General features: G+C 63.6%; 20 protein-coding genes. 5 read left to right on the top strand and 15 right to left on the bottom strand.

Going from position 1 to position 24,985, the window contains the following annotated elements; translation table 11 throughout:
* Window positions 1–83 precede the first annotated feature (83 nt).
* Genes GH665_RS02730 through GH665_RS02720 form a run of 3 tightly spaced genes read right to left on the bottom strand, consistent with a single transcriptional unit; the run spans window position 84 to window position 6,075 of the window.
* The gene (locus GH665_RS02730) at window positions 84–1,601 is read right to left on the bottom strand and encodes an efflux transporter outer membrane subunit (RefSeq protein ID WP_153134563.1); all 1,518 of its coding nucleotides are present in this window, start codon (window positions 1,599–1,601) and stop codon (window positions 84–86) included.
* A gap of 1 nt (window position 1,602) precedes the next feature.
* On the bottom strand, window positions 1,603–4,824 hold the full coding sequence (locus GH665_RS02725; RefSeq protein ID WP_153134562.1) for an efflux RND transporter permease subunit: 3,222 nt from the start codon (window positions 4,822–4,824) through the stop codon (window positions 1,603–1,605).
* Between the two features lie 18 nt (window positions 4,825–4,842).
* Window positions 4,843–6,075, bottom strand: a complete 1,233-nt coding sequence (locus GH665_RS02720; protein WP_153134561.1) for an efflux RND transporter periplasmic adaptor subunit — start codon at window positions 6,073–6,075, stop codon at window positions 4,843–4,845.
* Between the two features lie 428 nt (window positions 6,076–6,503).
* Here GH665_RS02720 and GH665_RS02715 point away from each other — a divergent pair, with 428 nt between their 5' ends.
* Window positions 6,504–7,181 carry a TetR family transcriptional regulator gene (locus GH665_RS02715; protein ID WP_153134560.1) on the top strand — a complete coding sequence of 226 codons (678 nt, stop codon included), beginning with the start codon at window positions 6,504–6,506 and terminating at the stop codon, window positions 7,179–7,181.
* 15 nt (window positions 7,182–7,196) lie between these two features.
* Here GH665_RS02715 and GH665_RS02710 read toward each other — a convergent pair whose 3' ends face one another.
* The gene (locus tag GH665_RS02710; RefSeq protein WP_153134559.1) at window positions 7,197–7,829 is read right to left on the bottom strand and encodes a cysteine hydrolase family protein; all 633 of its coding nucleotides are present in this window, start codon (window positions 7,827–7,829) and stop codon (window positions 7,197–7,199) included.
* Window positions 7,830–8,007: 178 nt separating this feature from the next.
* On the opposite strand from GH665_RS02710, the gene GH665_RS02705 reads away from it, so the two are divergent.
* Complete coding sequence (locus tag GH665_RS02705) at window positions 8,008–9,000, top strand: helix-turn-helix domain-containing protein (protein WP_153134558.1); 993 nt, start codon at window positions 8,008–8,010, stop codon at window positions 8,998–9,000.
* An 84-nt stretch (window positions 9,001–9,084) separates the two neighbouring features.
* Here GH665_RS02705 and GH665_RS02700 read toward each other — a convergent pair whose 3' ends face one another.
* The 6 genes from GH665_RS02700 to GH665_RS02675 all read right to left on the bottom strand — a co-directional run bounded on the left by GH665_RS02700 (window position 9,085) and on the right by GH665_RS02675 (window position 14,816).
* Window positions 9,085–9,846, bottom strand: a complete 762-nt coding sequence (locus GH665_RS02700) for an SRPBCC family protein (RefSeq protein WP_153134557.1) — start codon at window positions 9,844–9,846, stop codon at window positions 9,085–9,087.
* A 33-nt stretch (window positions 9,847–9,879) separates the two neighbouring features.
* The gene (locus tag GH665_RS02695) at window positions 9,880–10,272 is read right to left on the bottom strand and encodes a DUF427 domain-containing protein (protein ID WP_153134556.1); all 393 of its coding nucleotides are present in this window, start codon (window positions 10,270–10,272) and stop codon (window positions 9,880–9,882) included.
* Window positions 10,273–10,446: 174 nt separating this feature from the next.
* Entirely contained in the window at window positions 10,447–10,941 is a 495-nt protein-coding gene (locus tag GH665_RS02690; protein WP_153134555.1) for a carboxypeptidase regulatory-like domain-containing protein, read from the bottom strand.
* A gap of 232 nt (window positions 10,942–11,173) precedes the next feature.
* Window positions 11,174–12,691 carry a DegQ family serine endoprotease gene (locus GH665_RS02685; RefSeq protein ID WP_153134554.1) on the bottom strand — a complete coding sequence of 506 codons (1,518 nt, stop codon included), beginning with the start codon at window positions 12,689–12,691 and terminating at the stop codon, window positions 11,174–11,176.
* A gap of 156 nt (window positions 12,692–12,847) precedes the next feature.
* The gene (locus tag GH665_RS02680) at window positions 12,848–14,149 is read right to left on the bottom strand and encodes an ATP-binding protein (protein ID WP_153134553.1); all 1,302 of its coding nucleotides are present in this window, start codon (window positions 14,147–14,149) and stop codon (window positions 12,848–12,850) included.
* Between the two features lie 4 nt (window positions 14,150–14,153).
* A complete protein-coding gene (locus GH665_RS02675; RefSeq protein ID WP_153134552.1) occupies window positions 14,154–14,816 on the bottom strand; it encodes a response regulator in 663 nt (220 codons plus the stop codon).
* A gap of 215 nt (window positions 14,817–15,031) precedes the next feature.
* Between GH665_RS02675 and dacB the strand changes: the two genes are divergently transcribed.
* The 3 genes from dacB (at window position 15,032) to GH665_RS02660 (ending at window position 19,181) form a co-directional block, all read left to right on the top strand.
* The gene (gene dacB / locus GH665_RS02670; RefSeq protein WP_246216127.1) at window positions 15,032–16,705 is read left to right on the top strand and encodes a D-alanyl-D-alanine carboxypeptidase/D-alanyl-D-alanine endopeptidase; all 1,674 of its coding nucleotides are present in this window, start codon (window positions 15,032–15,034) and stop codon (window positions 16,703–16,705) included.
* Window positions 16,706–16,900: 195 nt separating this feature from the next.
* Window positions 16,901–17,851 carry a sterol desaturase family protein gene (locus GH665_RS02665; protein ID WP_153134551.1) on the top strand — a complete coding sequence of 317 codons (951 nt, stop codon included), beginning with the start codon at window positions 16,901–16,903 and terminating at the stop codon, window positions 17,849–17,851.
* Window positions 17,852–17,945: 94 nt separating this feature from the next.
* Window positions 17,946–19,181 carry an SGNH/GDSL hydrolase family protein gene (locus tag GH665_RS02660; RefSeq protein WP_153134550.1) on the top strand — a complete coding sequence of 412 codons (1,236 nt, stop codon included), beginning with the start codon at window positions 17,946–17,948 and terminating at the stop codon, window positions 19,179–19,181.
* Window positions 19,182–19,896: 715 nt separating this feature from the next.
* Here GH665_RS02660 and GH665_RS02655 read toward each other — a convergent pair.
* From GH665_RS02655 to fba, 5 genes are all read right to left on the bottom strand, one after another.
* A complete protein-coding gene (locus GH665_RS02655; protein WP_153134549.1) occupies window positions 19,897–20,949 on the bottom strand; it encodes an L-threonylcarbamoyladenylate synthase in 1,053 nt (350 codons plus the stop codon).
* Between the two features lie 10 nt (window positions 20,950–20,959).
* On the bottom strand, window positions 20,960–22,156 hold the full coding sequence (locus GH665_RS02650; RefSeq protein ID WP_153134548.1) for a 5-(carboxyamino)imidazole ribonucleotide synthase: 1,197 nt from the start codon (window positions 22,154–22,156) through the stop codon (window positions 20,960–20,962).
* A gap of 102 nt (window positions 22,157–22,258) precedes the next feature.
* Complete coding sequence (gene purE / locus GH665_RS02645; RefSeq protein WP_153134547.1) at window positions 22,259–22,777, bottom strand: 5-(carboxyamino)imidazole ribonucleotide mutase; 519 nt, start codon at window positions 22,775–22,777, stop codon at window positions 22,259–22,261.
* 51 nt (window positions 22,778–22,828) lie between these two features.
* Window positions 22,829–23,719 carry a phosphoribosylaminoimidazolesuccinocarboxamide synthase gene (locus GH665_RS02640; RefSeq protein WP_028196245.1) on the bottom strand — a complete coding sequence of 297 codons (891 nt, stop codon included), beginning with the start codon at window positions 23,717–23,719 and terminating at the stop codon, window positions 22,829–22,831.
* A 131-nt stretch (window positions 23,720–23,850) separates the two neighbouring features.
* On the bottom strand, window positions 23,851–24,915 hold the full coding sequence (gene fba, locus GH665_RS02635) for a class II fructose-bisphosphate aldolase (protein WP_153134546.1): 1,065 nt from the start codon (window positions 24,913–24,915) through the stop codon (window positions 23,851–23,853).
* Window positions 24,916–24,985: the final 70 nt, after the last annotated feature.

Here is a 24,985-nt window from a genome sequence, read left to right as displayed (position 1 = left end):
TTTTTATTGCCAGTTGCGCAAGACAGCTTTCCCGATAGAACCGAAAGCCGCCCTGCGCACCTGCTACTGCAAGACTACCGACCTCAACCCGCGGTCGCTGCCGAAGCGGCCACCGGCGCGCTCGCCGCACCGTAATCGACCGGTGCATCGGCCGGACGCGGCTGATCGCCGGCCCGTTCGATCCAGCCGCCGCCGAGTGCCTGGTACAGCGTGACCAGGTTCTGCAGACGCTGCATGCGCGCGGTCACCAGCAACTGCTGCGCCGAATACAGATCGGTCTGCGCGGTCAGCACCGACAGATAGCTGTCGACGCCGTTCTTGTAACGCAGGTCCGACAGATCCAGCCGGCGCTGTTCGGCAAAGGCATTGCGTTCCAGCGACTGGATCTGCTGGTCGTAGGTGCCGCGTGCCGCCAGTGCGTCCGCCACTTCGCGGAAGGCCGTCTGGATCGCCTTTTCATACGTCGCGATCTGGATGTTCTTCTGCACGGTGGCGAGGTCGAGATTGGCCTTGTTCTGGCCGCCTTCGAAGATCGGCAACGTGATCGACGGCGCGAAGCTCCATGCCGCCGAACCCGGCTTGAACAGACCGCCGAGCGACGGGCTCAGCGTGCCGAAGCTGCCGGTCAGCGAGACCTTCGGGAAGAACGCTGCGCGCGCCGCGCCGATGTTCGCGTTGGCCGCGAGCAGATTCTCCTCGGCCTCCATGATGTCCGGACGACGCGTGAGCAGATCGGAGGGCAAGCCCGCCGGAATATCCGTCAGGAGATTCTGGCTATCCAGTTGCATGCCCGGCGGCAGATCATCCGGCAACGGCTCGCCGAGCAGCAGCACGAGCGCGTTATCCGCCTGCGCCCGCAGACGTGCCTGCGACTGCAGATTCGCCTGCGCCTGCTCGACCACCGTTTCCGACTGACGCAGATCCAGTTCCGAACCCGTGCCGTTGTCGAACTGCAGCTTGGCGATCCGGTACGACTCCTGGGCGGTCTTCAACGTGTTCTGCGTGACCTTCAGCAGATCGTCCAGTTCGAGCACCGTCATGTACTGATTGGCCACTTGCGAGACCAACGCGATTTCCGCCGCCTTGCGCGCCTGTGCGGTGGCCAGGTACTGCGCCAACGCCTGATCCTTCAGGCTTTGAATCCGCCCGAAGAAGTCGATTTCCCAGGAAGCGTTCAGGCCGACCGAATACGAGGTCACGATCGTCGAGGGCGTGGACGACAAGTCCTTCGGCGTGCGTTGTTTGCTTTCCGAGGCCGCCGCGTTCAGCGTCGGGAACAGTGCCGCGCGAGCGATCTGGTACTGCGCCTGCGATGCCTGGATATTCAGCACCGACACGCGCAGATCGCGGTTGTTCTTCAGCGCGATTTCGATCAGCCGCTGCAAACGCGCGTCGACGAAGAAATCACGCCAGCCGATATCGGCCGCCGCCTGGCCATTCGCGGTGCGCGCGGCGCCCGCCGCGCCCGGTTGCGTGTCGTACACGCCACCGGTCGGGAAGGTCGCCGTCACGGGTTCGGCGGGGCGATGGTACTTCGGCGCCATCGTGCACCCCGCGGCGAACAACGCAACCGCCACTGCAATCAAAGAGTGTTTTTGCATCTCAATGTCCGTCCTTGCCCGAGCCTGCATCCGTCGACCCGCCAGCCGAACCGCCACCCTGGTCGTCATGCGGATGGTGCTGGTTGTAGTGTGCGAGCGCCTCATCCGGGTCTTCTTTCTCACCGCCGAACTTCGCGCGGATCACGACGAAGAACATCGGGATCATGAAAATCGCGAGGAACGTCGCCGTCAACATCCCGCCGATCACGCCGGTACCGATTGCGTGCTGGCTGGCCGAACCCGCGCCGTTACTGATCGCGAGCGGCATCACGCCGAGAATGAAGGCGAGCGAGGTCATCAGAATCGGACGCAACCGCAGACGCGCCGCTTCGAGCGCGGCCTCGACCGGCCCCATTCCCTGACCCTGCTGCAACTCGCGGGCGAATTCCACAATCAGAATCGCGTTCTTCGCCGACAGCCCCACCGTGGTCAACAGACCCACCTGGAAGAACACGTCGTTCTCGAGCCCACGCAGCGTAGCGGCCAGCAGTGCGCCGATCACGCCGAGCGGCACCACCATGATCACCGAGAACGGGATCGACCAGCTTTCATACAGCGCCGCGAGACAGAGGAACACCACCAGGATCGAGATGCCGTACAGAATCGGCGCCTGCGAACCGGACTGGCGTTCCTGCAACGACAAGCCCGTCCATTCGTAGCCGATACCCGCCGGCAGCTTCGCCACGAGTGCTTCCATCGCCGTCATGGCCTGACCGGTCGACTTGCCCGGTGCAGCCGCGCCCTGGATTTCCACCGCCGAGATACCGTTGTAGCGTTCGAGCTTCGGCGAACCGTAGGTCCACGAACCGCTCGCGAACGACGAGAACGGCACCATGGTGCCCGCCGAATTGCGCACGTACCAGGCGTTCAGGTCTTCCGGGTTCATCCGGAACGGTGCGTCGCCTTGCAGATACACCTTCTTGATCCGGCCATCGGTATCGAGGAAGTTGTTCACGTACTGCGATGCCCATGCGATCGAGAACGTCTGGTCGATCGCCGACAGCGACACGCCGAGCGCGGAAGCCTTCTCGTGATCGATATCCACCTTGAACTGCGGCGTATCGTTCAGGCCGTTCGGACGCACCTGTGCCAGCGTCGGATCTTTCGCGGCCATGCCGAGCAGCATGTTGCGAGCTTGCATCAGCTTCTCGTGGCCAACGCCCGCGCGATCCTGCAACTCGAAGTCGAAGCCGGCAGCCGTGCCGAGTTCAGGAATCGACGGCGGATTCACCGGATACACCAGCGCGTTCTTGTAGCTCGAGAAGTGCATGAAGAGGCGGCCAACCAGTGCCTGCACCTTCTGATCCGAATGCTGACGCTCCGAATAGTCCTTCATCCGCACGAACACGAGGCCCGCGTTCTGGCCGCGGCCGGCGAAGCTGAAGCCGTTCACGGTAAAGGTCGATTCGACGATGCTCTTCTCGCTGTTGAGCAGGTAGTCGGAGACGTCCTTCAGCGCATGCGCCGTGGTTTCCTGCGTCGAACCGGACGGCGTTTGCACCAGCACGAACATCGTGCCCTGGTCTTCATCAGGCAGGAACGATTTCGGCAACTTCACGAACAGCAAGCCGACCGCGAGAATCACCACCATATAGATGATCAGCCAGCGGCCCGAGCGCTTGATCACGTGGTGAACACCCGAGTGATACTTGTCGCGGCTCGTTTCGAACGTGCGGTTGAACCAGCCGAAGAAGCCCTTCTTGACTTCGTGATGCCCCTTCGGAATCGGCTTGAGAATCGTCGCGCACAGCGCCGGCGTCAGAATCAACGCGACCAGCACGGACAGCACCATGGCCGCCACGATCGTCAGCGAGAACTGCCGGTAAATGGCCCCGACCGAGCCGCCCGAGAACGCCACCGGCACGAACACTGCCGACAGCACGAGCGCCACGCCAACCAGCGCGCCGGTAATCTGGTCCATCGCCTTGCGGGTGGCTTCTCGAGGCGACAAGCCCTCCTCCGCCATCACCCGCTCGACGTTTTCCACCACCACGATCGCATCGTCCACCAGCAAGCCGATCGCCAGCACAAGCCCGAACATGGACAGCGTGTTGATCGAGAAGCCCACCAGCCCCATGATCGCGAACGTGCCCAGCAGCACCACCGGCACGGCGATCGTCGGGATCAGCGTGGCGCGCAGGTTCTGCAGGAACAGGTACATGACCAGGAACACCAGCACGATACCTTCGAGCAGCGTCTTGACCACTTCTTCGATCGACAGGCGCACGAACGGCGTGGTGTCGTACGGGTACTTCACGACGAGACCGTGCGGGAAGTACTTCGACAGTTCGTCGATCTTCGCGCGCACTGCCTTGGCGGTTGCCAGCGCGTTCGCGCCCGTGGCGAGCTGAATACCGAAACCTGCCGTCGGCTGACCGTTGTACTTGGTGTCGAAGTTATAGTTTTCGCCACCGAGTTCGATGCGCCCCACATCTTTGATACGGACTCGCGAACCGTCCGGGTTCACCTTCAGCAGCACGTCGCCAAACTGTTCAGGCGTGTTCAGCAGCGTGGCTTCCGTGATGGTTGCCTGCAACACCTGACCTGGCACCGACGGCGTGCCGCCGAGCGAGCCGCCCGCGACCTGAACGTTTTGCGCCTGCAAAGCCGTCTGCACATCCACCGGCGTCAGGCCGAAGTTGGTCAGCTTGTTCGCATCCAGCCAGATCCGCATTGCGTACTGCGAGCCGAACAGCGTCACCGTACCCACGCCGTCGATCCGGCTGACCGGGTCTTCAACGTTCGACGCAACGTAGTTCGCCAGGTCGTACTTGTTCATGCTGCCGTCTTCGGACACGAACGCCATCACCAGCAAGAAGCTGCTGCTCGACTTCGTGACCTTGGTACCTAACTGCTGCACGGCTTGCGGCAACAGCGGCGTGGCGAGCTGCAGCTTGTTCTGCACCTGCACCTGCGCGATGTCAGGATTGGTGCCGGCTGCGAACGTCAGCGTGATGGTTGCCGTACCCGAGTCGTCCGAGGTGGACGACAGATACAGCAAGTGGTCGAGACCACTCATCTGCTGCTCGATCACCTGCGTGACGGTGTTTTCCACCGTCTTCGCCGAGGCGCCCGGGTACGTCGCGCTGATCTGCACGGCCGGCGGCGCGATGGTCGGATACTGCGCGATCGGCAATGTAAACACCGACGCGATACCCGCGAGCATCAGAATAATGGCGATCACCCACGCAAAAATTGGGCGATCAATAAAGAACTTTGCCATGTGGCGGGCTCCCTGTTATTACGCGCCCGATGCTGCAGAAGCGGGTTGAGCCGTCTGCGTAGCACCGCTGGCGGCCGGCGCACCCTGAGCGGCTGCGCCGGAAGCGGGTGTGGCGGGAAGTTTCGCGACATCGACCTTGACGTCCTGCCCCGGGTGCGCCTTGTCGGTGCCCTGGACAATCACGCGGTCGCCGGCCTTCAGGCCGCTTTCCACCACCCAGTTCGAACCGTACGTGCCCGAGGTGACGAGCTGACGCAACTCGACCTTGTTCGCGCTGTTGACCACGAGCGCGGTAGGCGTGCCCTTCTGGTCATGCGTGATGCCGACTTGCGGCACGACGAGCGCGTTGTCGTTGACGCCTTCCTCGATCCGCGCGCGCACGAACATGCCCGGCAGCAACACCTTGTCCGCGTTCTTGAAGATCGCGCGAACCGTCACCGAACCGGTGCTCTGGTCGACCGTCACGTCGGTGAACTGCAGCTTGCCCTTCTCCGAATAGGTGCGGCCGTCTTCAAGAATCAGCGAGACCTTGGCGGCGTCCGGGCCGCTCGTCTTCAGACGCCCTTCCTGCACTTCACGGCGCAACTTCAGGCCGTCGAGGCTGGATTGCGTCAGGTCCACGTAGACCGGATCGAGTTGCTGGACCGTCGCCATCAGCGTGGCGGCGCTCGCCTGCACATAGGCGCCCGGCGTGACTTGCGACACGCCGACCTGGCCGGTCACCGGCGAAATCACGTCGGTGTAGCCGAGGTTGATCTGCGCCGTGTCGACCGCGGCCTTGCCGGCAGCCACGTCAGCCGCGGCCTGGCCTTCTGCGGCCACCGCGTTGTCGTAGTCCTGCTTGCTGACCGCGTTGGCGGCAACCAGCACCTTGTAGCGATTGGCTTGCGCGGTGGTCGACACGAGATTGGCCTGAGCCTTTGCCAGCGTTGCCTTCGCGTTGTTCAACGCTGCGATATAGGGCGCCGGATCGATCTTGTACAGACGCTGACCCGCCTTGACCTCGCCGCCTTCCGTGAATTCGCGGCGCAGCACGATACCGTCGACCCGTGCACGCACTTGCGCGACGAGGAAGGCACTGGTGCGGCCGGGCAATTCGGTGACGACGGGCACAGCCGTCGGCTGGACGGTGACCACGCCCACTTCGGGCGTTTGTTGCGGCGGGGCAGATTGTTTTGGTCCGCACGCTGCCAGCAATACGGCAGCCGTCGCGGCACTGATTAAGCGGAATGGAACCCGTTCGACGCGCATGGAGCGACCTCTGTCAATGACTGAGAATGAAAAAGTGCGCGCATCCCTACCCCGGGGACGACAGCGCACACATGCGTCTTGCGACGCTAGACCGGAAGCCCGAGGATGCAAACACACCTGCAGGGGCATCCTGAGCGAAATGCGCCATACCGGGGAAATGCCGCACGGCGCCGCCCATCGGGGCACGGCGCAAGAGCGTTTTGAAAGGCAACAGTGACGGATATTAACCGGTCGTCACGGCTTGGGCTATCCGATCGTGGGATGCTATTATATATACATCCACGAATGGATGTAAAAGTGCGTTTCAATCCTCGCAGGCGGGAGGCCTGCAAGATCGATTCGCAAATTGCTTAACCCCAGACAGATTGTCATCGAGCGTACTTAAAAGCGCCCGGGAAAACCCCACAATCAGGGCAGGTCACACCCCTATGGTCAGAAGAACGAAAGAAGAGGCGCAGGAGACACGTAACAGCATTCTCGACGCGGCCGAACGGGTTTTCTTCGAGAAAGGCGTGTCGCGCACCTCGCTCGCCGACATCGCGCAAGCCGCCGGCGTCACGCGTGGGGCGATCTATTGGCACTTCGCTCACAAAAGCGATCTGTTTACCGAAATGTTCGACCGCGTGCTGCTGCCGCTGGACGAACTCAAGGCTGCTTCGCAAGACCCCAATGAGCCCGATCCGCTCGGCCGTCTTACGGAAATCTGCACAGTCTGTCTGCGCGACACCGCCAACGACCCGCGCCGCCGGCGGGTGTTCGACATCCTGTTTTTGAAGTGCGAACTGGTCGAAGAGATGGGTCCGGTGATGATCCGCTATCAGACGAACATGCGCGAAGGGCTGCAGAAGATCGAAGGCGGTCTGCGCAATGCGATCTCCAAAGGGCAATTGCCCGCCGATCTCGACAGCAGGATCGCGGCGGCGATGGTGCACGCGTTCGTCAGCGGCTCGCTGCGCGACATGCTGTTCTTGCCGGACGCGACCGATTTCGGCAAACATGCCGAGCAGATGGTCGCCGGGATGTTCGATGCGCTGCAGCTGAGTCCGGCCTTGCGTACCGGAAATCGGGCGGCGCCGGACCCCCGATTCCCCAGTCAGACTAGCTAGATGAAGATGGGAGATCTATGCGGCGACCCGGCGGCCCCGTGCTTTCTGGTTTGACGTATAGATGTCGCCGCGCTGGAGCTTCGCCCCGCCCTGCACCGCCGCAATCCATTGATCCGTGCTCGCGACCGCCGCGAAGTTCGACTGCAGGACCACGCTGAAAACCTGGTGAATTTGCTGCGCGCTCGCAAAGCCCGCGCTGTTCTCATAGGGCACCGAGCCGGTTGCGTCGTGCAGAAACTCGACGGCGAAACCCGCGTGGGACGCATGGTTGATTGTGGACGCGTCGCAGTTGTGGGTCATGTAGCCGACGATCGTCAGCGTGTCGATCTGTTGCGCGGCCAGCCAGTCGGCCAGATCGGTACCGGTAAAGGCACTCGCCATCGACTTCTCAATATAGTGATCGCGCGCCCGCTCAGCCACCACCGGATGCAACTCGGCGCCTTCACTGCCGCGCGCGAACAGCGGTGAGCTGGCCGACGAGAGATGTTGCACCACCACCACCGGCACGCCGGCCGCGCGCGCCGCGTCGATTGCCCGGCCAATGTTGGCGAGCGAGGTTTGCACCTCCGGATATTCGATCGGCAGATCGCCGGTGACATATTCGTTCTGCACATCGATAACAATCAGCGCGCGACGGGGTGTGGTCATGGCAAGACTCCTTGTCGGTTGAGCAATCGGGGCTCGCGCCGCGCGGCCCGGGATGGGCCTTGAGCAGCCAGCGGCGATGACTGCATTGTTCGCCCCCCGCTGTTTTCCCGACAGCGACCCGAATGACAATATTCGCTAGAATCGGGCCATCGTTGAATTTCGCAAGGCGCGGCAACTCATGGCTACTTCCTCCCCTCATCCGGAGCACGACGACGCGCCCCGCCACGTCGTCGCGGTCATCGCGTTCGACCGTATCAGCCCATTTCATCTTTCGGTGCCGTGCGTGGTGTTCGGTGAGGATCGCGCAGGCGGCGGCCTGCCTGAGTTCGACTTTCGCGTCTGTGCCGCCGAAACCGGCGCGCTGACCACCACCGCCGGCTTCTCGATCGCTGTCACGCATGGGCTCGAAGCGCTCGCCGACGCCGATACGATCATCGTGCCGAGTTGGCGCGACCCGGACGAGACACCGTCCGACGCGCTGCTCGACGCGCTGCGCGCCGCCCATGCACGCGGGGCGCAACTGGTCGGGCTGTGTCTGGGTGCATTCGTGCTGGCGGCCGCGGGCATCCTAGACGGCCGGCCGGCCTCCACCCATTGGGCGTGGGCGGACGACTTCGCGCGCCGCTACCCGCGCGTGCGGCTCGATCCCGACGTGCTGTATGTGGACGATGGCAACGTGCTGACCTCGGCCGGCACTGCCGCCGGCCTCGATTGCTGTCTGCACGTGCTGCGCAAGATGTGTGGCGCGCAGGCGGCGAACTATGTCGCGCGCCGCCTGGTCGTACCGCCGCACCGGCAAGGCGGTCAGGCTCAATTCATCGACCAGCCCGTGCCGCCGAATGTGCGCGGCGACCGCTTATCCGGCCTGCTCGATTGGGTGAGCGGAAATCTCGATGCGCCGCATACGCTCGACACGCTCGCCGAGCGCGCCTTGATGAGCCGCCGCACCTTTACGCGGCGCTTCCGGCTCGCCACCGGCACAACCGTCGGCGCGTGGCTGCTGACCCAGCGCCTCGCCCGCGCGCAGCAACTGCTGGAAAGCACGGATGAGTCCGTGGAAGCGATCGCGGGAATTGCCGGTTTCGGCTCGACCGCCTCGCTGCGGCAACATTTCGCGGAGGCGTTCCGCACTTCGCCATCAGCGTGGCGGCGGGAGTTTCGCGGCGTGTGAAGGTGTATGAGGGCCGCGCCGCCAACGCCGCCGGCAGCGCATTACTGAGACTTCGTCGCGGCACCGGCCAGGCTGACCATGCGCTCAGCGTTCGCTGAACCAGCGCGCCACATACAACAGCAGCGCCACCAGAAAAATCATCGCCGCCCATGCCCAGTTCGGCATCGCATGCGGACCGGAATCGTGATGCGAGACCCCGTGCGACACGCCGTGAGAGCCGCCGTGCGACGCGCTCGCCGCCCGTCCGGTCAGCGTATGACCATGATCCGTGCGGGCCCGTCGCGCGATACCGCTCAGCGCGATCGGCCGAAGAAACACGTGCTGCCGCCGCGCCGCGGAACCACGCGCACGGTTCGGTCCTTGCCCATGCTTGGCGCGAACCACCGCGCCGAATTCGTCGAAGAAATCGTCGGCCAGTTGATGCAGCGCGTGTTCGAGCTGGCGCGTAGGCAGTTCGGCAAGCGGCCCGGACGAAGTTGCCCAGATCGTGTACTCGATCCGTGTGCCCCGTTCCCTGCCGATGCCGTGCGAGGCATCGTCCGCGCGCAACTTCACTTCGATCTGTCCGCGCAATGCGCCGATGCCCTCGGCGCGCGCCTTGAAATTGATGGTGCGGCGCTGCGCCTCCGCCGGCCCGGAATCCTGACCGGCTACGTGAGCCCGGGCGTCGTAGCGCGCGCGCAACGGCCCAAGCGGCACGGTCATGGTGAGTGCAAATTCGCCATGGCCAAGCCGCGTGAACGATTCGCAATTGTCGAGGCTGGCACGCAACAAGGCGAGATCCTGCAACGCGTCCCAAACGTCGGACGGCGCAAGCGGAATCCTTAACGCGTCGTTCAGCTCCATGGCAGCCTCCCCGATAAGCGCGCGACAGCCCGGTCAGGATGTCTGATCGATGCGGTCGACGCGCGATGCGTAAAACGCGAGATACCCTTTTATCTGTGCCACTGGCTCGAGCGGCGTCTCATAGCTCCATACGGCGTTTTCGATCAGACCGTCTTCGGTGCGCAGATGGAAGTAGGAGGCCTCGCCCTTGAACGGGCAGTGCGAAGTATGTGTCGAGCGTTCGAGGCGCGCCATATTCACGTCGCCACGCGGGAAATAGAACACGTCCGGCAGACCGGTTTCCGCGAGCGTCAGGCCCGACTGGGTGTCGGCCATGGTCACGCCGCCGTGAATCACCCGCACCCGGTGGCCATTGGCTCGAATCGCAATGGCATGCGCGCCCGTGCTTGCGCCGGGACTTCCGTGGGGTGTCAAGGCATCGCTCATGTCTCGGCTCCGGATTGGTGTGCAGCTCGCTTGTGCGGTCGCGCAAAAAATAAAGCCACGGGGTGGACCCGTGGCTTCATTATCGGCCAAACTTCTGCCGAATGCGCGGCCTTCATGCATGCCGGCGCGGTATCTGGCCCGGCGCCGCGCAGGAAGGCGAGGCGCTTCTGCTGCTTATTGCGTCTTCCAGTAGAACGCCGCCTTGGCGGTGCCCTTGGCCGGGACCGTCACCGTCTGGGTCTGGTCGCGATCCTTGTATTGCGCATGCACCGTGTAGCGGCCGGGGCGCAGCTTGACCAGCATGTACGGCCCGCGCGAGGTGGCGCCCAGCACGTCGCCACCGTGCGCGTCGACAATTCTTACGTGGACGTCGGCTAGAAAATCGGAGCCGGGGCCCGTGAAGCGCAGCGACAGCGGCCACCGGCTCTCTGCGTGCCGCAGCGCCGTGGATTCGTCGAGCCCGACGCCGCCCGACACGAACGACACGTCGCCCTTATGCTGGATTTGCGGCATGCCGACGTCATTGGTGTTGCCTGCGCTGCCATTGTCCGTGGTCGTGCCGCCCGATACGTCACTCGCCTGTGCATAAGCGCCGCCCGCCAGACCGAGCGTGAGCGCCGCGCATATCGCGGCGGCTACGATCCTTCGCTGATTGCGTTGTGTTTTCATCGGTTCGCTCCTTTTTAAGATCTTGTCGTCCGGGGTCCCCCGTGGGTCCGGATCAAGAGAGACGCAACCTGCATGCCAGGCATCGGTTTGCGTCGTCAGAAACTGCTGCTGCGCCACGCTGTGCGGCACAGAGCGCCCTTCCTCACGGCTGCGCAATGACAGGACGGGTAAAAAAATGCCGGTCCGTCGGCAGTAAGTGCAAAGGACCGGCACACGTTACCTCAATCCCCGCTTAGCCGAGATCGACCGGCACGAAGATCTGCGCGTTATCGCGCTGGATCAGCAACGCGATGCTGTTGCCCGCGCTGGCAATCATCTGCTTCAACTGATCGACGCTGGTGACGGGCCGGCCATTGACCGCGAGAATCACGTCGCCCGGCTGGATGCCGGCGCTTTCAGCCGCGCCGCCCGATTGCTGCACCAGCAGACCGTGCGACACCGAGGCGCCGCTCTTCTCTTCCGGCGTCAGCGGCCGCACCGCCACGCCGAGCCGGCCTTGCAACTGGGTTGGCTGATCGGCCTTATCCGAGGCCACCTTCGCATCCGACAACGAACCGATCGTCACCGTCAGGTCCTTGGTGGCCTTGTCCCGCCATACCTGCACGGTGGCCTTGCTGCCCGGCGCCAGACCGGCGACCTGCGAGGGCAGATCCGACGAGTCGCCGACCGGGTCACCGTTCACCGACAAAATCACGTCGCCCGGTTGCAAACCACCCTTGGCGGCCGGACCGCCCGGATCGACCGAGCTGACGAGCGCGCCTTGCGGCTTCTGCATGCCGAACGAATCGGCCAGCGTCTGATTCATGCCCTGCACCGCGACGCCGAGGCGCCCACGGCTCACGTGGCCAGTCTTGACGAGGTCGTCCTTGACCTTGATCGCTTCATTGATCGGAATCGCGAACGAAAGGCCCTGGAAGCCACCCGTCTGCGAATAGATCATCGAGTTGATGCCGATCACTTCGCCTTGCAGATTGAACAGCGGACCACCCGAATTACCCGGGTTCACCGGCACGTCGGTCTGGATGAACGGCGTGTAGTTTTCGTTCGGCAGCGAGCGCGACTTCGCGCTGATGATGCCCGAGGTCACCGTATTGTCGAAACCGTAAGGCGAGCCGATCGCGACCACCCATTGGCCGACCTTGCTCTGACGCGGATCGCCGATCTTCACGGTGGGCAGATTGCTCGCGTCGATCTTCAGCACGGCGACGTCGGACTGCTTGTCGGCGCCGACCACTTTCGCCTTGAATTCGCGCTTGTCGGTGAGCTTCACAGTGACGACGTTCGCGCCGTCCACCACGTGGGCATTGGTCAGGATGTAGCCGTCGCTGCTGACGATGAATCCCGAGCCGAGGCTCGCGCTCGGCTGATCGGGCGCATCGCCGCCGTCGCCGCCTTGCATGCCCGGCATGCCGCCGAAGAAGTGCTTGTAGAACTGATAGAACGGATCGCTCGGATCGATCGGCAACTGGTTGCCGCTGTTGCCGGTCATGCCGCCGTTACCGCGCAATGCGGCCTGCTTGACCACATGCTTCGCGCTGATGTTGACGACGGCCGGGCCATAGGTTTCAACGAGGCCCGAGAAATCGGGGATGCCGGTCTTCGCGGCGGCTTCAGCAGGCATCATCGCGGCCTGCGCCGGCGTGATCACCTGCGGCGCGGGCACGTCGCGATGCCCCGCCACATAGCCGGCGGAAAGCGCTACGGCGACAGCCACTGCAACAGCGCTGCGGGACAAGGTTTTCGCGTTCATCGTGTACTCCTGACTGGAGAAAAAGGCTCTGGAATGAGATGAAGCGTACGTGGCATCGCTTAAAAGAGTCTTAAGCAGCGCCAGATCGCTTCCAGTCCGTTTTTAAGCCTCGCTTAAGCCCAGTTGGAATCACTTTACGAACAGAAAGCCTCACATTCAGAAGCGCACGTCGACCTGCAGACCACCCGCGGCGGACTCGTCGAGCTTCACCGCCGCATGATGCTGGGTCGCGATGCGACGCACGATCGCAAGGCCGAGACCGCTGCCCGCCACGTCGGTACGCGCACGATCCGCGCCGGCGCCGGCCCGGTAGAAGCGATCGAATACGCGCTCGCGTTCGGCCGGCTCGATACCCGGCCCGCTGTCGGCAATCCGCACCACCGGATGCCCTTCCTCGACCGACAGACTGACGTCGACGCGCCCGCCTCGCGGCGTGTATTTGGTTGCGTTATCAACGAGGTTGTTGAACATGACGCGCAGCGCGTCGGCGTCGCCTGTCACCGTAGCGGGTTCGCTCGCCTCGATACCGAGATCGACGCCGCGATTCTGCGCAAGCGGCGCATACGCCACCACGCAGTCCTGCAACAGCGCGCGCAGATCGATCGTATTGGTGACGGCAAGACCATCGGGTTCCGATCGCGCGAGCGCCAGCAACTGTTCGGCAAGCCGCGTGGCGCGCGTGACACCCGCCTGCAGATCGGCCAGCGCCTCGCCGCGCGCGGCATCGTCTTTCGCGCGGGCCACCAGCTGCGTCTGGATCTGCACGGCGGCGAGCGGCGTGCGCAATTCGTGCGCGGCATCGGCGACAAATGCCTTCTGGATATCGAGCGCGGTGGCGAGCCGTTCGAGCAGGCCGTTCAACGCGCGCACGAGCGGCTGCACTTCGAGCGGCAGACGCTGATCGGGCAACGGGTCGAGCGCTTCGGGGTGGCGCGCGTCGAGCGCACTGGTCACGCGCCGCAAGGGCCGCAGCCCGCGCCCGACGGTCACCCACACCGCCAGCCCCAACAACGGCAACAGCACGATCAACGGCCAGAGGGTTCGCAATGCGACGTTCGCCGCGAGCCGGTTGCGCACCGACACCGGCTGCGCCAGTTGCACGACGTTATCGCCAACGATCGCGCCGTACACCCGCCAGTCGCCGCGCTCCGTGCGCTCGGTCGAAAAGCCGAGTTCGGCGCGCGGCGCGAGCGGCGCACGCGGGCGCGAGTAGTACATCAACACGCCGTTGCGGTTCCAGATCTGCAGCACGATGCCTTCGTCGCCGGTATCGCGCGAACCGAGCACCTGCGAGAACGGTTCCGATGGCAGCGCCGCGGCAATCTGCTCCAGCTGGTAGTCGAATAGTTCGTTGGCTTCGGCAAGCGCTTGCCGGTAGATCAGCCAACCCGCAATGCCGACGCCGAGCAACACCAGCGCGAGCAGCCAGAACAACAATTGACGGCGAATCGAACGCATCGGCTCAGGCGTCCTTGGCGATCATGTAGCCAAGACCGCGCACATTGCGGATCAGATCCGCGCCAAGCTTCTTGCGCAGCGCGTGAATGTAGACCTCGACGGTATTGCTGCCGATCTCCTCACCCCAGCCGTACATTTTTTCTTCGAGCTGGCTCTTCGAGAGCACCGCGCCGGGCCGGGCGATCAACGCCTCGAGCAGCGCGAATTCGCGCGCCGACAGCGCGACCGGCGCGCCGTCGAGCGTGACCTGATGCGAGGCGGGATCGAGCGTCAGGTTGCCGTGACGAATCGTCGAATCGCTGCGGCCCGATTGCCGGCGGATCAGCGCGCGCATGCGGGCGCCGAGCTCGTCGAGATCGAAAGGTTTGACAAGGTAATCGTCGGCGCCGGCGTCGAGTCCTTTGACGCGGTCGGCGACCGCGTCGCGTGCGGTGAGGATCAGCACCGGCGTGGCGTGACCCTTGGCGCGCAGCGTGCGCAACACCTCGAGCCCGTCGCGTTTGGGCAGGCCGAGATCGAGCAGCACCAGATCGTAAGGTTGGCCGGTCGCCGCGCTGAGCGCCGCTTCGCCGTCTTCCACCCAGTCGACAGCGAAGCCTTCACCGCGTAGCGCCTTGCGCACGCCTTCGGCGATCATCCGGTCGTCTTCGACTAGCAATATGCGCATGGTTGAATCGGTCCCGAAACATTTGATGATGCCGCATTCTAGCGCCCGGCCCCACGTGCGCGCCAAGCGACGCTTTTTCACCGCAGCCAGGCGGCATGTCTCTACAATGAGCGCTTTGCGTCGCGCGGCGGTTTTCCGCGCGTGACAAGTGCTTCGACACACTCTGGCTTGCCGCGCGCCGCCGCGCCCTGAAATCCTGCTTCTTCGCTTGGTCCATGACGCACGCTTTTTTCCCTGATTTTTTGTCCGCCTGTTTGCCTTCCTTCGCACGCCGTGTGGCGCTGCGGCCACGCTCCTCTGTCTCTGCCGGCTCCCTGCCGCGCCGCTTCGCGCCGCGCACGGCGGCATGGCTCTTTGCCTGCGCCGCGCTCGGTAGCGGCGCGGCACTGCCGCTGACCGCGCAGGCGCGCGTCAAGGCCGCCCATCCGAGCGTCAATGTCACCACGGTGTTGCCGCAATCGGTGATGATCGGTCTGCAGCGCGCGCACGTGCCCTTGTCGTCGATCAGCGTGGTGGTCGAAAAAGTCGGCGACCGCACGCCGATCGTCGCGCTGAACGCGGCCAAGCCGATGATGCCCGCCTCGACGATGAAGCTCGTCACCACCTACTCCGGCCTGTCGATCCTGGGCCCGGACTATCGCTGGCGCACGAACGCCTACGCGGACGGCACACTCGACGCCAACGGCGTGCTGCACGGCAATCTGTACATTCAGGGCACGGGCGATCCGAAACTCGTGCCCGAAGAACTGATCGACCTCGTGCAGAAGATCCACAAGGCAGGCATCACCGGTGTGGATGGCGCGCTGGTACTCGACAAGCGCTACTTCGACCCCTCCACGCGCGATCTGCCGCCGTTCGACGACGACGCCACCGCGCCGTACAACGTCGGCCCCGATCCGCTGCTGTACGCCTTCAAATCGCTGTCGTTCACGTTGACGCCGTCCCCGGACGGCACCGTCACAATCGACGTGCTGCCGGCGCTCTCGCAGTTGCAGATCGACAATCAGATGCACGCCGTCAACGGCCCGTGCCGCGGCGACGCCGCCTCGGTCTCGCCCACCGTGACGCCGCAGCCCAATGGCACCGTGGTGGCGTCGTTCGACGGCGACTACTCGGTGCGCTGCGGTCCGCGCACGCTCAACGTCGCCGTGCTCGACCACACCGCGTTCTTCGCGGGCGGCTTCCTCGCGCTGTGGCAGCAAACCGGCGGCACCTTCACTGGCGCGACCCGCGAAGGCGCGGTGCCGGTCGGCGCGCGCCTCGTCGCCACGCACCAGGGGCCGGTGCTGTCCGACATCGTTCGCGACATCAACAAGTTCAGCAACAACACGATGGCGCGCAACCTGTTTCTGACGATCGGCGCAACGGAAGAAAGGCCACCCGCCACGCCCGCCAAATCGGCACGCGCGATCAAGGCGTTTCTGCGCCGCGACAGTGTCGACATGCAGGACCTGACGCTCGACAACGGCTCGGGCCTGTCACGCGACGAGCACGTGACCGCGCTCTCGCTCGCCGATCTGCTGCAGCGGGCCAATGCGAGCCCGGTCGCCCAGGTGTTCGTGGAATCGCTGCCGATTGCCGGCGTCGACGGCACGATGCGCAACCGCCTGACCAACCAGGGCGCGGGCGGCAACGCGCACATCAAGACCGGCACCCTGCGCGACGTGCGGGCGATCGCCGGCTATGTGGCCTCGGCGGACGGCAATAGCTATGTGGTGGTGAGCCTGATCAACGACCCGCATTCGGAGGCCGCGCGCGCCGCGCACGACGCCTTGCTCGAATGGGTCTATCAGGGTCCGTCCCAGGGATTTACGAAGGTCTCCGACACCGTTGCCGAACCGCGCGGCAGCAAGCCCAGGAAAAACCCGCACAAGCGCAACGCCCATTGAGGATTCCTTCTATAGAACCCGCGCGCCGCAACGCGCCCAAGCGTGTACGCTGTCGGGCAGTGTTTGAGGCGCGCGTAAAACGCAACGCGTAGCGCACGAGCCGCGCAGCCGTTACGGTGGCGTGGCCCGATCAAACGAAAACGACAACGTCCGTTGCGGCAAACGCAGCGGCCAGGGACCACGGAGGAAGACACCATGCAATTCGATGCCGAATTGCTGCTGCTCGCCATGGCGCCAGTCTTTCTCGCATGCATTGGCTGGGAGGCGTGGCACCTGCGGCGTACGCGCCCCGGCGCGCAGCTTTATAGCTGGCGCGACACGTTTTGCAACGCCGCGCTCGCACTGATGCAGCAAGCCGCCGACAAACTCGCGTGGCTCGCGATCATTCCCGTTTATGCATTCTTCTACGATCACTATCGCGTCGCCACGTGGCCGGCGACCTGGGTGTCGTTTGTCGTGCTGTTCATCGCGCAGGATCTGCTCTACTACGTGTTCCACCGGTGCAGCCACCGCGTGCGCTGGTTGTGGGCCGCGCATGTCGTGCATCATTCGTCGGAGCGGATGAATTTTTCGACCGCGTTCCGCCAGAGCCTGATGTATCCGGTTGCCGGCATGTGGCTCTTCTGGATTCCGCTCGCCGTGCTGGGCTTTCCGCCGAAGCAGATCGTCGCCATCGTGCTGATCAATCTCGGCTTTCAGTTCTTCGTGCATACCCAGGCGATCGGCAAACTCGGCTGGCTCGAATACGTGTTCAATACGCCGTCGATTCACCGGGTGCATCACGCGCGCAACGACCGCTATATCGACCGCAACTATGCTGGCGTGCTGGTGATCTGGGATCGCCTGTTCGGCAGCTATGTCGAGGAAGATCCGCACGATGCGCCGGTGTACGGCATCGTCGAGCCGCTTCACACTTACAACCCGCTGAAGGCGACGTTTCACGAATGGGCGTCGATGGCGGCCGACTTCGTGAGCGTACGAGGCTGGCGCAACAAGTTGTGCGCGCTGTTCGCACCGCCCGCATGGGCTGCGGATTATCACGCGCGCCGCGCCGCCGGTGCGAGTACCCTTGTCGCGGGGTCCGGCGGGAATTCGAATATTGAAGACAAGCATACGGCCGCGTTTCAAACCCCGCGCAGACCGTAGAAGATTCTGTAAGCTGTCGTCACGCCGCCGACGCGGTGGGCGCCGCCTGCAACACATGGCATCAGGGCCACACATACGAGGAGATGTAGTCAACATGAAACAAACAACATCGAAGCAACGCAATTTCGTCCGCGTCACGCAGATCGCTATCGCCAGTGCTGCGTTTGCGCTACTCGCGGCTTGCGGCGGCGGCAGCAGCGACAACAACAATTCGAGCAGCACGCCGGCGGGCGGCGTGAAATTGCAGGTCGTGTCGTTTGGCGACAGCTTGTCAGACGTCGGCACGTACGCGCCGGTGATTCAGGCGAGCTTCGGCGGCGGCCGTTTCACGACCAACCCGGGTGAGGTGTGGACGCAGAAAGTCGCCGAGTACTACGGCGGCACATTGACTGCTGCGTATGTGGGCGGTTTCGGTCAACCGCTGGTCGCCGCGGGCGGGTTTGGCTACGCGCAAGGCGGCTCGGACGTTGTCAATCCGCAAGGCGAAGGTTGGGCGCCCAACAACATGGCGGCGACGACCGTGCCGGTGGTGACCCAGGTGGCAAACTACCTGGGCGCGCACACCAGCTTCAACTCGAACCAGCTCGTGCTGGTGAACGGCGGCGCGAACGACATTTTCCAGTTTTCGACCGCTGCCAATCTGACGGCGCTTGGCACCGCGCTGCAGACGGCCTTGGCACACGGCGTCGTGCCGAACACGCAGGCGGGCCAGATCGGGTTCATCGTCGGCTATCTGCAGCAGCAGCCCACCCCGCAGATCGCGCAGGCCGCTGCCGCGCTTGCCGCGCAAGTCCAGACCATGGTCAATTCGGGCGCGACTCACGTGGTGGTGTCGACGGTGCCGGATATCGGCAATACGCCGCAAGGTGTTCAGGCCAACGCGGCCTCGCCGGGCGCGGCTGCGTTGCTGACCGGGATTACCGCGGCGTATAACTACATGCTGGTCCAGCAAATGACCAGTCTGGGCCTGCTGGGTACGGGCAAGGTTATTGTGGCCGATGCGTTCTCGTGGCTGGATCAGCAGTTGCCGAACTACCAGGCGCTGGGTTTCACGGTGGCCAACACCGGCACGGCATGTAATCTGACGTCGATGATAGCGAACGCAACTGCGTATGCCACTGCCAATCCGGCCGCAACGAATGGGCTGACGCCGGCGCAGTACGGCTCGCAGTTTGGCTCGTCGTTGTTCTGCTCACCGCAGACTTATACGGTCGCTGGCGCTGATCAGACTTACATGTTTGCGGATCTGGTACACCCGAGTACGCATACGCATGCGCTGTTCGCGCAGTATGTGCAGCAGCAGATTGCTGCGACGGGATTAGGGAAGTGATTTGAGGCGGGGCCTCGGTGTGGGTGGTTTTTTTGCCTGCGGCGTTGGCCTTTTCTTGATCTGGCTTTTGGGCTTTTGGGCTTTTGGGCCTTTGGCCTTTCCTTGATTTGTTAGTGGTCTATTAGCGTTGCCCCTGTGCGGGGCGGCACCTACTTTTCTTTGCCTGCCGCAAAGAAAAGTAGGCAAAAGAAAGCGGCTCAAACCGCTAATTCTTAAGCGGGTCCCCCGCACAGCCACGGTAGTGGTGCATCTGGAATCTGTCCCATCGCACACTTCGCCTCAGTGACAAGGCAGTCATACCTCCGGCGGCGCTACGCCGCCGAAACCCGTTTCCCAAGACCATCAGGTGTGCCAGGCGCCCCCCGGTTTCCCTGGCAGACCCGTCCGCGACGCACGTAGTGCGGAGTGGGAGCTGATGAGCGCTTTGTCACTAACGCGGAGTGTGCGGGGGCACGGATTCCAGATGCACCACTACCCTTACTGTGCGGGGGACCCGCTTATGAGCTGGCGGGGTGAGCCGCTTTCTTTGCTTATCTTTCTTTGCACGGCGGCAAAGAAAGTAAGTGCCGCCCCGCACAGGGGCAACGCTAATAGACCACTAACAAATCAAGGAAAGGCCAAAAGACCAGAAGGGCAACGCCAAACACACCACGAACACAGCAAGCCAACGCCCAAAATCCAGATCAACAACAAAACCGCCGAGCAGGCCCCACCTCTAATTTTGCGCTTCAAAAGCAGCCGCAGCCCGCCCTAACCGGTCATTAACAGCAATCCACTCAATGGTATCCGGCAACTTCTCGATCAGAATCCGCGTCACGTCCGCGCGATCCAGCGCTCTAAGCAACCCATACAACTCACGCGCATAAACATGCGGATCCTCAGGCGCAGCAATGAAATGCACCCCCTCAGCATGCGCCCACTCACCTGCACGAGAAACCCGCGCCACAAGAGCCACGCGTTCGTCGCCCCGACGCGCCGCAAGCAAAGCCTGCAAGGCATCAAAAGGCAGCAAAGCCAACGGCGTCCGCGGCGCATAGTGCGCCTTCAACGTACCCGATGCGCGTGGAGCCGTCGCATCCGACCCATCCGGCAAACGTGGCGCCTCGCCGAGCACGTCGGCGATATCCTGCGGCGTGACCCGCCCAGGCCGCAACAGCGCCGGAAACCCGCGCGACAAATCGAGTATCGTCGATTCGATCCCGACCTCCGACGCACCACCGTCCAGCACGTGAATCGCGCCGCCAAACTCGTCGCGCACATGTTGCGCCGTGGTCGGGCTCACATGACCAAAACGATTCGCCGACGGCGCAGCAACCCCACCATGCCCGCCGCGCAACGCGCTGAATGCCTCCAGCAAAGCCTGCGCAACCGGATGCGACGGGCAGCGCAACCCCACCGAATCCTGCCCGCCACTCACCGCGGCATCGATTCGCGCTGCGCGCTTCAGGATCAAGGTGAGCGGCCCAGGCCAGAACGCGTCGATCAAACGCTGCGCCTCGGCCGGCAAATGCTCGACCCAATAGTTCGGGTCGCCCTGCGGCGCCAGATGCACGATCACCGGATGATTCGCCGGCCTGCCCTTCGCCGCGTAAATACGCGCAACCGCATCCGGATTTTCGGCGTCGCCGCCAAGTCCGTAGACCGTCTCCGTCGGGAACGCGACGAGGCCGCCCGCATCGAGCAGCGCGGCAGCGTGCTCGATCTGCGCGGCGCTCACCGGCAAGACGCCCGCGGCACCAGCTTCGGCAGGTTTGCTTTGATCCGGCATGGCGTTCGCGTCAGCTCGTGATGATGTGCAGGAGCCGCGCGCAATCGCGCGCCGCCGTGCGGGCTTCTTCAAGCGTCGCGGACGTGAAGTTCACGTGACCCATCTTGCGCCCGCAACGTGCTTCTTCCTTGCCGTAAAGATGCAGACGCGCCGCCGGCATCGCGGCAACTTCGTGCCACGGTGGCGTGACCGACGCGCCCTTCGGGCCGTCCGGGAACCAGATGTCGCCGAGGATGTTCAGCATCACAGCCGGTGAATGCTGGCGCGTGTCGCCAAGCGGCATGCCGGTCATTGCCCGGACCTGCTGTTCGAACTGGCTGGTCGCACAGGCATCGACCGTGTAATGGCCGGAGTTGTGCGGACGCGGCGCCATTTCATTGGCGACCAGTGAACCGTCTTCGAGAATGAAGAACTCGACGCACAGCACGCCGACATAGCCGAGCTTGTCCGCGATTTGCAGCGCGGCTTGTTGCGCCTGCTCGACCAGGGTCGGGCTGGCATCCGGCGCGGGCACGATAGTGTGCGACAGCACGCCGTCACGATGCGTGTTCTGCGCCAGCGGATACACCACCGACGCGCCGCTCGCCGCGCGCGCGATCAGCGCGGACACTTCGAACTTCAACGGCAAGCGCTTTTCCAGCACGCACGGAACGCCCGCGAGCGAAGCATGCGCCTCGCGCACTTCTTCCGCGTTGCGCACACGGATCTGGCCTTTGCCGTCGTAGCCCATGCGAGCAGTCTTGAGAATGCCGGGCAGCACCGCTTCGAGCTTCGCATCGTCGAGCGCGGCCAGCGCGTCAGACGATTCGATCACGACGTGCGGCGCCACCGTCACGCCCGACGACGCGATAAAGCGCTTCTCGGCAATCCGGTCCTGCGCCACGGCGACGCAGCGGCCGGCCGGACTCACAAACGTGGTTTTGGCGAGGAAATCGAGGCTCGTGGCCGGCACGTTCTCGAACTCGGTCGACACCGCCGCGCACAACCGCGCGAGTTCGGTGAGCGACGCTTCGTCGTCGTACGGCGCACGGATATGGCGGTCGGCCACCGCGCCCGCGGGACTGTTTTCGTCCGGGTCGAGCACGGCGACGCGATAGCCCATCGCCTGAGCGGCAAAGCAGAACATGCGGCCAAGCTGGCCGCCACCGACCATGCCAAGCCATGCGCCGGGCAGAATCGGTGAAACCGGTGTGTTGTCTGGATTCATCTTAGTGGTCGGTCGCGGCCGGATGCGCCTGCAAAACGTGCAATAGCGGCATCCGGCCGAGGGTCAGACAGGGGGACGTCTAAAAGCAATCAGCTTTGGCGCTTACAGCGCCGGCAGCACCATTGCGTGGGCCGCTTCGTTCTGGCGCACGCGGAACGCCGCGAGTTTCTCCGCATAGTCGGTGCTCGTGCCGCTCAGAATCGACACCGCGAACAGCGCCGCATTCGCCGCGCCCGCTTCGCCGATTGCAAACGTGGCGACCGGCACGCCCTTGGGCATCTGCACGATGGAGTGCAACGAATCGACGCCCTTTAGATACTTGCTCGCCACCGGCACGCCGAGTACCGGCACCGTGGTCTTGGCGGCCAGCATGCCCGGCAGATGCGCCGCGCCGCCCGCTCCCGCGATGATCGCGCGAATGCCGCGCTCGCGTGCGCGCTCGGCGTACTCAAACATCTCGTCGGGCATGCGGTGCGCGGACACCACCTTGGCTTCGTACGGCACGCCGAATTCCTGCAAAATCGCGACGGCGTTTTTCATTACTTCCCAGTCGGAACTGGAACCCATCAGCACGCCGACAACGGGCGCGTCATGCATATGGGCAGTCTGGACTTCACTCATCTTACGGCTTCCTTGTTTCTCAAGCTGTGCGGGTCGAACAGGTGCGCGTAATCAAGCGAGCTTATGTCCGGTCAGGCGTTCGAGCGCTTCCTGATATTTCTCGCCCGTCTTCGTGACCACGTCGTCCGGCAGCTTCGGTGCGGGCGGCTCTTTCTTCCACGGTTGGGTTTCGAGCCAGTCGCGCACGAACTGCTTGTCGAACGACGGCGGGTTGGTGCCGACCTGATACTGGTCAGCCGGCCAGAAACGCGACGAATCGGCGGTCAGCGCTTCGTCCATCAGATACAGCTGGCCGTGGTTGTCCAGACCAAATTCGAACTTCGTGTCCGCGATGATGATGCCGCGCGTGGCGGCATAATCCGCAGCTTCCTTGTACAGCTTGATCGAGATGTCGCGGATCGTGGCCGACAGTTCGGTGCCGATGCGGCGCTCCATCTCGTTGTACGTGATGTTCTCGTCGTGATGGCCCATTTCGGCCTTGGCTGCCGGTGTGAAAATCGGCTCAGGCAGCTTTTGTGCGTTCTGCAGACCGGGCGGCAGTTCAACACCGCATACCGAACCGGTTGCCTGGTAGTCTTTCCAGCCGCTGCCGGCCAAATAGCCGCGCACCACCGCTTCGACGAGGATCGGCTCGAGGCGCTTCACCACCACCGCGCGGCCCTTGACCTGCTCGACTTCGTCAGCCGCCACCACGGATTCGGGCGCCACGCCCGTGAGGTGATTCGGCACCACATGCTTGAGCTTCTCGAACCAGAAGTTCGCCATTTCGTTGAGCACGCGGCCCTTGTTCGGAATCGGCTCGCCCATGATGACGTCGAACGCCGACAGACGGTCGGTCGTGACGATCAGCAACTGGTCGTTGCCCACCGCATAGTTGTCGCGGACTTTTCCGCGGCCGAGCAGCGGCAGCGAGTGGAGCGTGGATTCGTAAAGGGTAGACATCGTCGTGGTTCGCTAAAAGTGGGGCAAAAATGGGACCGGAACAAAAGGGAAACGCCGTTCCCCGGATGATGCGGGAACGGCGATCGAACGACAACCTGGCCAATCAGCCAGGTGCAGAGCCTGTTTATAGCTTAGCGGACAACTTGCGCGAGCTCGCCCGATTTGTACTTCTCCGCGATTTTATCAAGCGAAACCGGCTTGATCTTGCCAGCCTGGCCTTCGCAGCCGAATTGCGTGAAGCGCTCGAGACAGATCTTCATCGCGGCTTCGCGCGCCGGCTTCAGGTAATCGCGCGGATCGAACTTGCCCGGATTGGTCGCCATGTAGCGGCGGATCGCGCCGGTGATCGCCAGACGCAGGTCGGTGTCGATATTGACCTTGCGCACGCCGTGCTTGATGCCTTCCTGAATTTCCTCGACCGGCACGCCGTAGGTTTCCTTCATGTCGCCGCCGAATTCGCGGATTTCCGCGAGCAGTTCCTGCGGCACCGACGACGAACCGTGCATCACCAGGTGCGTGTTCGGAATGCGCTGGTGAATTTCCTTGATGCGCTGGATCGACAGAATGTCGCCCGTGGGCTTCTTGCTGAACTTGTACGCGCCGTGCGACGTGCCGATCGCGATCGCCAGTGCGTCGCATTGCGTCTGCTTGACGAAGTCGGCAGCCTGCTCCGGGTCGGTCAGCAGTTGTTCGCGGGTCATCGTGCCTTCCGCGCCGTGGCCGTCTTCCTTGTCGCCCTTCATGGTTTCCAGCGAACCGAGCACGCCCAGTTCCGCTTCCACCGTGATGCCGATCGAGTGCGCCGCTTCAACCACCCTGCGTGAAACTTCGACATTGTATTCGTACGATGCGACCGTCTTGCCGTCGGCTTCGAGCGAACCGTCCATCATCACGCTGGTGAACCCGCTGCGGATCGCCGCCATACAGACCGCCGGCGACTGGCCGTGATCCTGGTGCATCACGACCGGAATATGCGGATACGACTCGACCGCGGCTTCGATCAGGTGACGCAGGAACGGCTCACCCGCGTACTTACGCGCGCCGGCCGATGCCTGCATGATGACCGGGGCATTGACCTTGTCGGCCGCGGCCATGATGGCCTGCACCTGCTCCAGATTGTTCACGTTGAATGCCGGGATGCCATAGCCGTTTTCGGCGGCATGGTCCAGCAGTTGACGCATTGATACGAGAGGCATGCTGTAACTCCTTAGATTGAAACGAATTCTGTGCCGTCGGCATCTTGTATGGCGATTTTATCGCGAAGCA

This window comes from Paraburkholderia agricolaris (assembly GCF_009455635.1).
GTDB lineage: Bacteria > Pseudomonadota > Gammaproteobacteria > Burkholderiales > Burkholderiaceae > Paraburkholderia > Paraburkholderia agricolaris.
The sequence above is the reverse complement of the archived record's forward strand: the minus strand, read 5'-3'. Positions and strand labels throughout refer to the sequence as shown.